7 protein-coding genes and 1 pseudogene are annotated in these 8,020 nt (G+C 71.2%); 7 read left to right on the top strand and 1 reads right to left on the bottom strand.

The window, feature by feature from the left end; genetic code table 11:
• The 4 genes and pseudogenes from ACFP1Z_RS25875 to ACFP1Z_RS25860 all read left to right on the top strand — a co-directional run.
• Positions 1-817: pseudogene (locus tag ACFP1Z_RS25875) on the top strand (DNA polymerase III subunit gamma and tau); the annotation flags it as partial.
• Between the two features lie 169 nt (positions 818-986).
• Positions 987-1,331, top strand: coding sequence for a YbaB/EbfC family nucleoid-associated protein (locus ACFP1Z_RS25870; protein WP_390319899.1), 345 nt, complete (start codon positions 987-989; stop codon positions 1,329-1,331).
• 64 nt (positions 1,332-1,395) lie between these two features.
• Positions 1,396-1,995, top strand: a complete 600-nt coding sequence (recR, locus tag ACFP1Z_RS25865; RefSeq protein ID WP_390319898.1) for a recombination mediator RecR — start codon at positions 1,396-1,398, stop codon at positions 1,993-1,995.
• Positions 1,988-2,644 carry a DUF5063 domain-containing protein gene (locus ACFP1Z_RS25860; RefSeq protein ID WP_390319896.1) on the top strand — a complete coding sequence of 219 codons (657 nt, stop codon included), beginning with the start codon at positions 1,988-1,990 and terminating at the stop codon, positions 2,642-2,644. The genes recR and ACFP1Z_RS25860 overlap by 8 nt, the downstream gene beginning before the upstream one ends.
• A gap of 79 nt (positions 2,645-2,723) precedes the next feature.
• Here the strand turns inward: ACFP1Z_RS25860 and ACFP1Z_RS25855 are convergent, their stop codons facing one another.
• Positions 2,724-3,524, bottom strand: a complete 801-nt coding sequence (locus ACFP1Z_RS25855) for an alpha/beta fold hydrolase (RefSeq protein ID WP_390319895.1) — start codon at positions 3,522-3,524, stop codon at positions 2,724-2,726.
• A gap of 112 nt (positions 3,525-3,636) precedes the next feature.
• Between ACFP1Z_RS25855 and ACFP1Z_RS25850 the strand changes: the two genes are divergently transcribed.
• From ACFP1Z_RS25850 to ACFP1Z_RS25840, 3 genes are all read left to right on the top strand, one after another.
• Positions 3,637-5,178, top strand: a complete 1,542-nt coding sequence (locus ACFP1Z_RS25850; RefSeq protein WP_390319894.1) for a TrmB family transcriptional regulator — start codon at positions 3,637-3,639, stop codon at positions 5,176-5,178.
• A 244-nt stretch (positions 5,179-5,422) separates the two neighbouring features.
• Positions 5,423-6,694 (top strand): aspartate kinase, encoded by a 1,272-nt coding sequence (locus ACFP1Z_RS25845; protein ID WP_390319892.1) that lies wholly within the window; start codon positions 5,423-5,425, stop codon positions 6,692-6,694.
• Positions 6,691-7,785, top strand: coding sequence for an aspartate-semialdehyde dehydrogenase (locus ACFP1Z_RS25840; protein WP_390319891.1), 1,095 nt, complete (start codon positions 6,691-6,693; stop codon positions 7,783-7,785). The genes ACFP1Z_RS25845 and ACFP1Z_RS25840 overlap by 4 nt, the downstream gene beginning before the upstream one ends.
• The last annotated feature ends 235 nt before the right edge of the window (positions 7,786-8,020 follow it).

The raw sequence follows: 8,020 nt of genomic DNA, 5'->3' as shown, positions 1-8,020 counted from the left end.
GGTCCCCGAGCCCGCCCCCCAGCAGCCCGCGCAGGCCCCTGCCGCCGGGCGCCCCGCCGGCTCCTGGCCCACCGCGGCGCAGCCCGGTGCGGCGGCGCAGCCCGGTGCGGCACAGTCCGTTGCCGCGCAGCCCGCCGCGCGTCCCGGCGCCTGGCCCACGGCCGCCGCCCCCGGCTCCGGGGCCGCCCCGGACCGGCCCGCCGCGCCCGTATCCGCGCCTGCGCCCGTACCCGCCGCCCCGGCCCCCGCCGCCGGCGGTCCCGCCCCCGTCTCCGGGGACGCCTCGCAGGTACGGCAGCTGTGGCCCAACATCCTGGACGCGGTCAAGAACCGCCGCCGCTTCACCTGGATCGTGCTCAGCCAGAACGCGGACGTCGCCGGCTTCGACGGCACGACCCTGCAGATCGGCTTCGCCAACGCCGGTGCCCGCGACAGCTTCGCCAACAGCGGCAGCGAGGACGTGCTGCGAGCGGCGATCAACGACGTGTACCAGGGCCAGGTGCAGTGGAAGATCGAGCTGGTGGTCGGAGGAGCCCCCGCGGGCGGCGCCCCCGCCTCCGCCCCCCGCCCCCCGCAGCCCGTCGCCCCGCCCCCCGTACAGCCCGTCCAGCAGCCCCGCCCCGCCGCGCCCGCGCCGCAGCCGGCCGCCCCGGCCCCGTACCAGGCGCCCGAGCCGCCGCCCGCGTCCGTCGTCGCGCCCGAGGACGACATCCCGGAGGAGGACGACCCCGATCTCGTCGACAGCGCCCTGAGCGGCCACGACCTCATCGTGCGCGAGCTCGGCGCCACCGTCATCGAAGAGATCAGCAACGAATAGCAGCGGCGAACAGCCGGGTGCGTGCCCGTCTGCCCGCCTGCCCGCCCCGCCGGTCTTTCGGTACGGGCGGGTAGTTAGCTGGCTTCTTACCCGGGCATGGGGCGCCGGACGCGGGGAGCACGTAGGCTCGGGCTACCGAAGAAAGTCGTCGACAGCCAGGAGCGAACCAGTGTTTCCCGGTGGTGGCCAGCCGAACATGCAGCAGCTGCTTCAGCAGGCCCAGAAGATGCAGCAGGACCTCGCGGCGGCCCAGGAGGAGCTCGCCCGGACCCTCGTCGAGGGCACGGCGGGCGGTGGCCTGGTGAAGGCCACGGTCACCGGCTCCGGTGAGCTCCAGGGCCTGGTCATCGACCCCAAGGCCGTCGATCCCGAGGACACCGAGACCCTCGCGGACCTCGTCGTCGCCGCCGTCCGCGACGCCAACGAGTCCGCCCACAAGCTCCAGCAGGACAAGCTCGGCCCGCTCGCCTCCGGCCTCGGTGGCGGCAGCGGCATCCCGGGCCTGCCGTTCTGAGCGCCTAGTCCCTCCCCAGGCAGCGCACAGCGCGGCCACAGCATCGTGAAGGAGCATTCGATCCGTGTATGAAGGCGTGGTCCAGGACCTCATCGACGAGCTGGGCAGGCTGCCCGGCGTCGGTCCCAAGAGCGCGCAGCGGATCGCCTTCCACATCCTGCAGGCCGAGCCGGCCGACGTCCGCCGGCTCGCCCACGCCCTGACCGAGGTCAAGGCGAAGGTCCGGTTCTGCGCGGTCTGCGGCAATGTCGCCCAGGACGAGCGCTGCCGGGTCTGCCAGGATCCGCGCCGCGACCCCGCGGTGATCTGCGTGGTGGAGGAGTCCAAGGACGTCGTCGCCATCGAGCGAACCCGCGAGTTCCGGGGCCGCTACCACGTCCTCGGCGGGGCCATCAGCCCCATCGAGGGCATCGGGCCGGACGACCTGCGCATCCGCGAGCTGCTCGCGCGGCTCGCGGACGGCACGGTCACCGAGCTGATCCTGGCCACAGACCCCAATCTGGAGGGGGAGGCCACCGCCACGTACCTGGCCCGCATGGTCAAGTCCATGGGGCTCAAGGTCACCAGGCTGGCCAGCGGTCTGCCCGTCGGGGGAGATCTTGAATATGCCGACGAGGTCACGCTCGGGCGTGCCTTCGAAGGGAGACGACTTCTCGATGTCTGACGCAACGCTGCACGACGCCAAGCGCGATCCCGACGACTTCGCGGTCCAGATCGCGGACTCGATCGAGAGCTTCATCGTCGCTGTCACGGAGGTCTCGCGCGGCGACGAGCCCGACAGCGCGGTGCCGTTCCTTCTGCTGGAGGTCTCCCAGCTCCTCCTGACCGGCGGCCGGCTCGGCGCGCACGAGGACTTCGTCCCCGACGAGCGGTACGAGCCGGACGTCGGCCCCGAGCCGGATGTCGACGAACTGCGCGAGCGGTTCGCCGTGCTGCTCGATCCTGTCGATGTGTACTCGGAGGTGTTCGATCCGTACGTTCCGCGCAGCGCGCCCGTCGCCTGCCGGATCTCGGACGACCTCGCCGACATCATCACCGACCTGCGGCACGGCATGGCCCACTACCGGGACGGGCGCGTGAGCGAGGCCCTGTGGTGGTGGCAGTTCTCCTACCTGTCCAACTGGGGTCCGACCGCGTCCGCCGCGCTGCGGGCGCTCCAGTCCCTCGTCGCGCACGTCCGTCTCGACCAGCCGCTCGCCGATCTCGACGGCCTCGACACGGATTCCGTCGCCACGGAGGAGCAACTGGCCGAGGAGGCCGGGCGGGTCATGGCCCAGGAGATCGGCGGGTCGATGGGGCTGCAGACGTCGTAGCCGGCTTCCGGTGCGTCAAGTGGCGGGTGGGTGGGGCGGGTTGGGCCGTGCCCCGTGGTTCGTGGCCGCGCGCGCCTGATCAAACCGGTTCACGCCGCTGTGGGGAAAGATGCGCCAGCAGCAGCTCCGTGAGGCGTTCGGGCGTGCGGAGCGGCAGGTAGTGGTCGGCATCCGGAACGACGTGGCCCTGGGCGTCGGGGATTTCGGCGGTGAGCCGTTCGGCGATCGCCGCGATCTCCGGGTGGTCGCGGTCGCCGTGGACGACCAGCGTGGGCGCGGTGATGTGCCCGAGACGTGATGCGGCATCACGGTCCGGGGTGTGCGCGAAGTACCGTTCGCTGGTGATGCGCCGTGCCGCGTTCTGCTCCACCATCTCCTGGATCAGCTCTCCTCCGGGTGCCGCGCGGCCCATGGATGCCCAGATCGACAGTTCCAGCCGGGCCAGTGACGATGCGTTTCCTTGGTGACGGGCCGCGGCGTAGGCCGATGTCCGCGCGTCGTGCGGCCAGACGTGGCCGCTGACCGAGGTTCCGACCAGGGCCAGTTCGGTGACGCGGTCGGGGTGGGCGAGGGCGAAGTCCAGTGAGGTCTCGCCGCCCATGCTCAGGCCGACCAGTGCGGCGCGACGCAGGCCGAAGTGGTCCAGGACGGCGCGCAGGTCCTCGGTGTCGCTGAACGGCTGTTCCGGTCGACTGGACTGTCCCAGGCCGCGCGCGTCGTAGCGGATGACGTCGTGGTGGGCTCTCAGCACCGGGGCGACGGCGTCCCACAGACGGGAGTCCATGCCGGCGCCGTGCAGGAGGACGACCGGGTTGCCGGTTCCACCGCGTTCTGCCCACAGCGAGCCGCCGCCGGGAGCGGGGATACGGATGTCGGGCACGGGCGTTCCTTCCCGACCGGCGTGTGAGCGTCGGTCTGTTCGGTGATCTGCCGGTCAATAGGCTGCACGGGACGGTCTGTTACGGCGAATCTGTTACGGCGAAGGGGACGGCGTGCTGCTGGGGTGTTTGGGGGTCACCGGCGAGGAGGAGCGTGTCTACCGGTTCCTTCTGCGTGGGGACGAGGAGCGCGCCGAAGCCGTCGGCCGGGCCCTGCGGCTGCCCACCGGAACCGTACGGGCCGCCCTGCGGCGGCTTGAGGCGGCCGGGCTTGTCCGCCTCACCGGAGACGCGGACGAAGAAGGCGACGGCGACGTGGGCGAAGCCACCGCCGTCGACCCCGCCATCGGTATCGAGCGGCTCGTCGAGGAGTCCCTGGCGGCGCTGCGGCAGCGCATGCGGGACGTGGACGCGGTGCGGTCGGCCGTCGCGGAGCTGGCCCGGGAGTACGGCAAGGGAAACCGTCCCCCGGCGCCGGACATCGAGCACCTCGGCACCGCCGAGGAGACCTGGGCCCGTGTCGACGATCTCTCCTTCTTCGCGCGCGAGGAAGTGATGGCCGTTCACCCGAGCGCGCCCTGGCGCCCTCAGAACATCGAGGCCGCGCGGCCGTTGGACCTGCGCTGTCTGCGGCGCGGGCTCGCGTACCGGATGGTGGTGCTGCGGGAGGCGGTCCAGGATCCGCTGACGCGCGCGTACTTCGCGGAACTGGCGCGGGCCGGGGCGCGTATCCGGTGTGTGGACGAGCCGATTCAGCGCATGGCCGTCTACGACCGCGCGCACGCCGTCGTACCGCTCGACCCGGGGGAGAACCGGCGCGGCGCGGTCGTCGTCCGTCAGCCCGGTCTGGTGGCGGGGCTGGTCGGGCTCTTCGAGCGGACCTGGGAGGCGGCGGTGGATCTGGACGTGCCGGCCGGGAATCCGCTCTCCGCGCTCGACCGGCGCGTCCTGGACGTGCTCGCCCGGGTCGACAAGGACGAGGCCGCCGCCCGCGAACTGGGCGTGTCCCTGGGGGGCGTTCCAGCGGTACGCCGCCCACGTGATGGGCTCCTCGGCGTGAACAGCCCCTGGCTAGATGATCCAGGAACGGATGCGTTCGGCCATGAAGAACGCGTCCGCGTCACCTCGGTCGGCCGCCAGGACCAGCTCGTTGAGGTCGCCGTACTTCATGTCGATCGCTCGGTCCGCGGCCGCCATGTAGGAGAAGACAGCCGCGCAGGCGAACAGAGCGTTCCGGGATTCCATCGGGCGCAGCTTCACGATCGTGTGTCCCAGGCAAGCGGCGATCCATGCCGGGTCGACCTCATACCCGACGTACGGACCCTCTGCTTCTTGGCGGGACACGGTCGCGAGGAGTGCCGTGTAGTCCCGCAGCCTGGACTCCTCGGGGATGTACCGCTCTTGGATCTCAAGAAGCCATCGTGCGGTGATGCGTGGGATCACAGGGAGCCACCGCCGGAGGGCGGGAAGTCCCGGTCGAAGTCGGCCTGGAAGCGGGCCATGAAATCGTCGGCGGCCGAGAAGAACCGGCTGCGCGGACCACCGAGATCACGCTCGATGACCTCTTCGACGTACTCCTGTATGGTCTGCCCGGACTCGGCCGCACGGGCCTTGGCCTTCTCGGCAAGGGCATCATCCACGCGAACGTTGAGCTGAGTCTTTCCCATGAGCCGAAGCTAGCAGGCCTGGCTAGCATGCGCACTCACAGTCGTGGGACGCGTCACCGCATCGGGTGTCGCGCGCTCCCGTGCGAGCGAGGGGGCGGACACTCACGCGGCGGCGGCCGTACGGCTCGTACCCCGTAGGCCCCGGCCGTCTCAGTATCCGGGATCAGCATGGCTGATTCCGCGCCCTCGTTAGACTGAAGCGACCGCATTACACATCACTGCGAGGAGCGCACGTGGGCCTTGTCGTGCAGAAGTACGGAGGCTCCTCCGTTGCCGATGCCGAAGGCATCAAGCGGGTTGCCAAGCGAATCGTGGAAGCCAAGAAGAACGGCCACCAGGTGGTCGTCGTGGTCTCCGCGATGGGTGACACGACGGACGAGTTGATCGATCTCGCCGGGCAGGTTTCGCCGTTCCCGGCGGGGCGCGAGTTCGACATGCTGCTGACCGCCGGGGAACGGATCTCCATGGCCCTGCTGGCGATGGCGATCAAAAACCTCGGTCATGAGGCGCAGTCGTTCACCGGGAGCCAGGCCGGGGTCATCACGGACTCGGTCCATGGCAAAGCGCGGATCATCGATGTCACGCCGGGCCGTATCCAGCAGTCGGTGGACGCGGGCAATATCGCGATCGTGGCCGGTTTCCAGGGCGTGTCCCAGGACAGCAAGGACATCACGACGCTGGGCCGGGGCGGCAGTGACACCACCGCCGTGGCGCTGGCGGCCGCGCTGAACGCCGAGGTGTGCGAGATCTACACCGACGTCGACGGGGTCTTCACCGCCGATCCGCGGGTCGTGAAGAAGGCCCGCAAGATCGACTGGATCTCGTTCGAGGACATGCTGGAGCTGGCGAGCTCCGGGTCCAAGGTGCTGCTGCACCGCTGCGTCGAGTACGCACGCCGTTACAACATTCCGATCCACGTGCGCTCGTCCTTCTCGGGGCTCAAGGGCACCTGGGTCAGCAACGAGCCGCAAGGGGGCCAGCCGATGGAGCAGGCGATCATCTCCGGTGTCGCCCACGACACGTCCGAGGCCAAGGTCACGGTCGTCGGGGTGCCGGACAAGCCGGGCGAGGCCGCGACGATCTTCCGCGCCGTCGCCGACGCCGAGGTCAACATCGACATGGTCGTGCAGAACGTCTCGGCCGCTTCGACGGGGCTGACGGACATCTCCTTCACCCTGCCGAAGGCGGAGGGGCGCCGGGCCGTCGAGGCGCTGGAGCGCACGCGGGACCGGGTCGGTTTCGAGTCGCTGCGCTACGACGACCAGATCGCGAAGATCTCGCTGGTCGGCGCGGGCATGAAGACGAACCCGGGCGTGACGGCGGCGTTCTTCGAGGCGCTGTCCAACGCGGGGGTGAACATCGAGCTGATCTCGACCTCGGAGATCCGTATCTCGGTGGTCACGCGGGCCGACGACGTCAACGACGCCGTGCGCGCCGTGCACTCCGCCTTCGGACTGGACAGCGACAGCGACGAGGCGGTCGTCTACGGAGGCACCGGGCGATGACCCCGGGCGGGCCGGCGCCGGTGCCCCGTGCCGGCGCCGGCGGGCCGGTGCTCGCCGTCGTCGGGGCGACCGGCGCGGCCGGCGCGGTGATGCTGGAGATCCTCTCGCAGCACGCGGACATCTGGGGCGAGATACGGCTGGTGGCCTCCGCGCGCTCGGCCGGGCGGCGGCTCGCCGTGCGCGGTGAGGAGTGCGAGGTCCTCGCCCTGCGCGAGGAGGTCTTCGACGGCGTCGACATCGCGCTCTTCGACGTCCCGGAGGAGGTCGCGGCGCGGTGGGTGCCGGTCGCGGCCGCCAAGGGCGTGGTCTGTGTGGACAATTCCGGTGCTTTCCGGCGGGATCCGGAGGTGCCGCTGGTCGTTCCCGAGGTCAACGCGGACGCGGTACGGACGCGGCCGCGCGGCATCGTGGCGAGCCCCAACTGCGCGACGCTGTCGATGGTCGTGGCGCTGGGCGCGCTGCACGAGGCCTTCGTCCTGCGGGAGTTGTCGCTCTCCTCCTACCAGGCGGCCTCCGGGCTCGGCCGGGCCGGGCTGTCCGCGCTGCGCGAGCAGCTCGCGGCCGTCGTGGCGGACCCGGACCTGGGTACGCGGTCCGGTGACGTGCGGCGCGCGGTCGGCGGGGCGGGGCCGTTCCCGGCGCCGCTCGCGCTCAATGTCGTGCCGTGGGCCGGGACGCCGGAGGCGGACGGCTGGTCCTCGGAGGAGCTGACGGTCCGGGAGCAGACGCGGCGCGTGCTGGGGCTGCCGGAGCTGCCGGTGGCGGTCACCTGTGTGCGGGTGCCGGTGCTGACGGCGCATTCGCTGGCCGTCCACGCCCGTTTCGAGCGCGAGGTGACGGTGGCTCGGGCGCACGAGGTGCTCGCCGGTGCTCCCGGTGTCGTCCTCGTCGACAGCCCGGCCGACGGCGAATTCCCCACGCCTGCCGACGCGGTGGGCACCGATCCCGCCTGGGTCGGGCGGGTGCGGCGCTCGCTGGACGACGCGTCCGCGCTGGAGTTCTTCGTATGCGGGGACAATCTGCGCAAGGGTGCCGCTCTGAACGCGGTTCAGATCGCCGAACTCGTGGCGGGGGAGCGGACGGCTCCCTAGGCTGGGAAGTCGTCTGGAGAAAACGTGAAGGACCTGTGATCAATTCGGCGGTCCATCCCGCTTGAACCGGGGCAGACGACGGAGTGACGATGCGCTGCGGCCATCGGGGCCGCGGACATCGAGGAAGAGCTGGTACGCATGAGGGCACAGGACGCGTCGCGCCGCGCAGCGCCCTGCGCCGGCGCGTCGTCGGGCGGCGCGGTGCCGGACGCGTGGCCCCGGGCGTACAACCCTG

Origin of the sequence: Streptomyces gamaensis (genome assembly GCF_042656465.1) — a bacterium.
Classification (GTDB): Bacteria; Actinomycetota; Actinomycetes; order Streptomycetales; family Streptomycetaceae; genus Streptomyces; species Streptomyces gamaensis.
The sequence above is the reverse complement of the archived record's forward strand: the minus strand, read 5'-3'. Positions and strand labels throughout refer to the sequence as shown.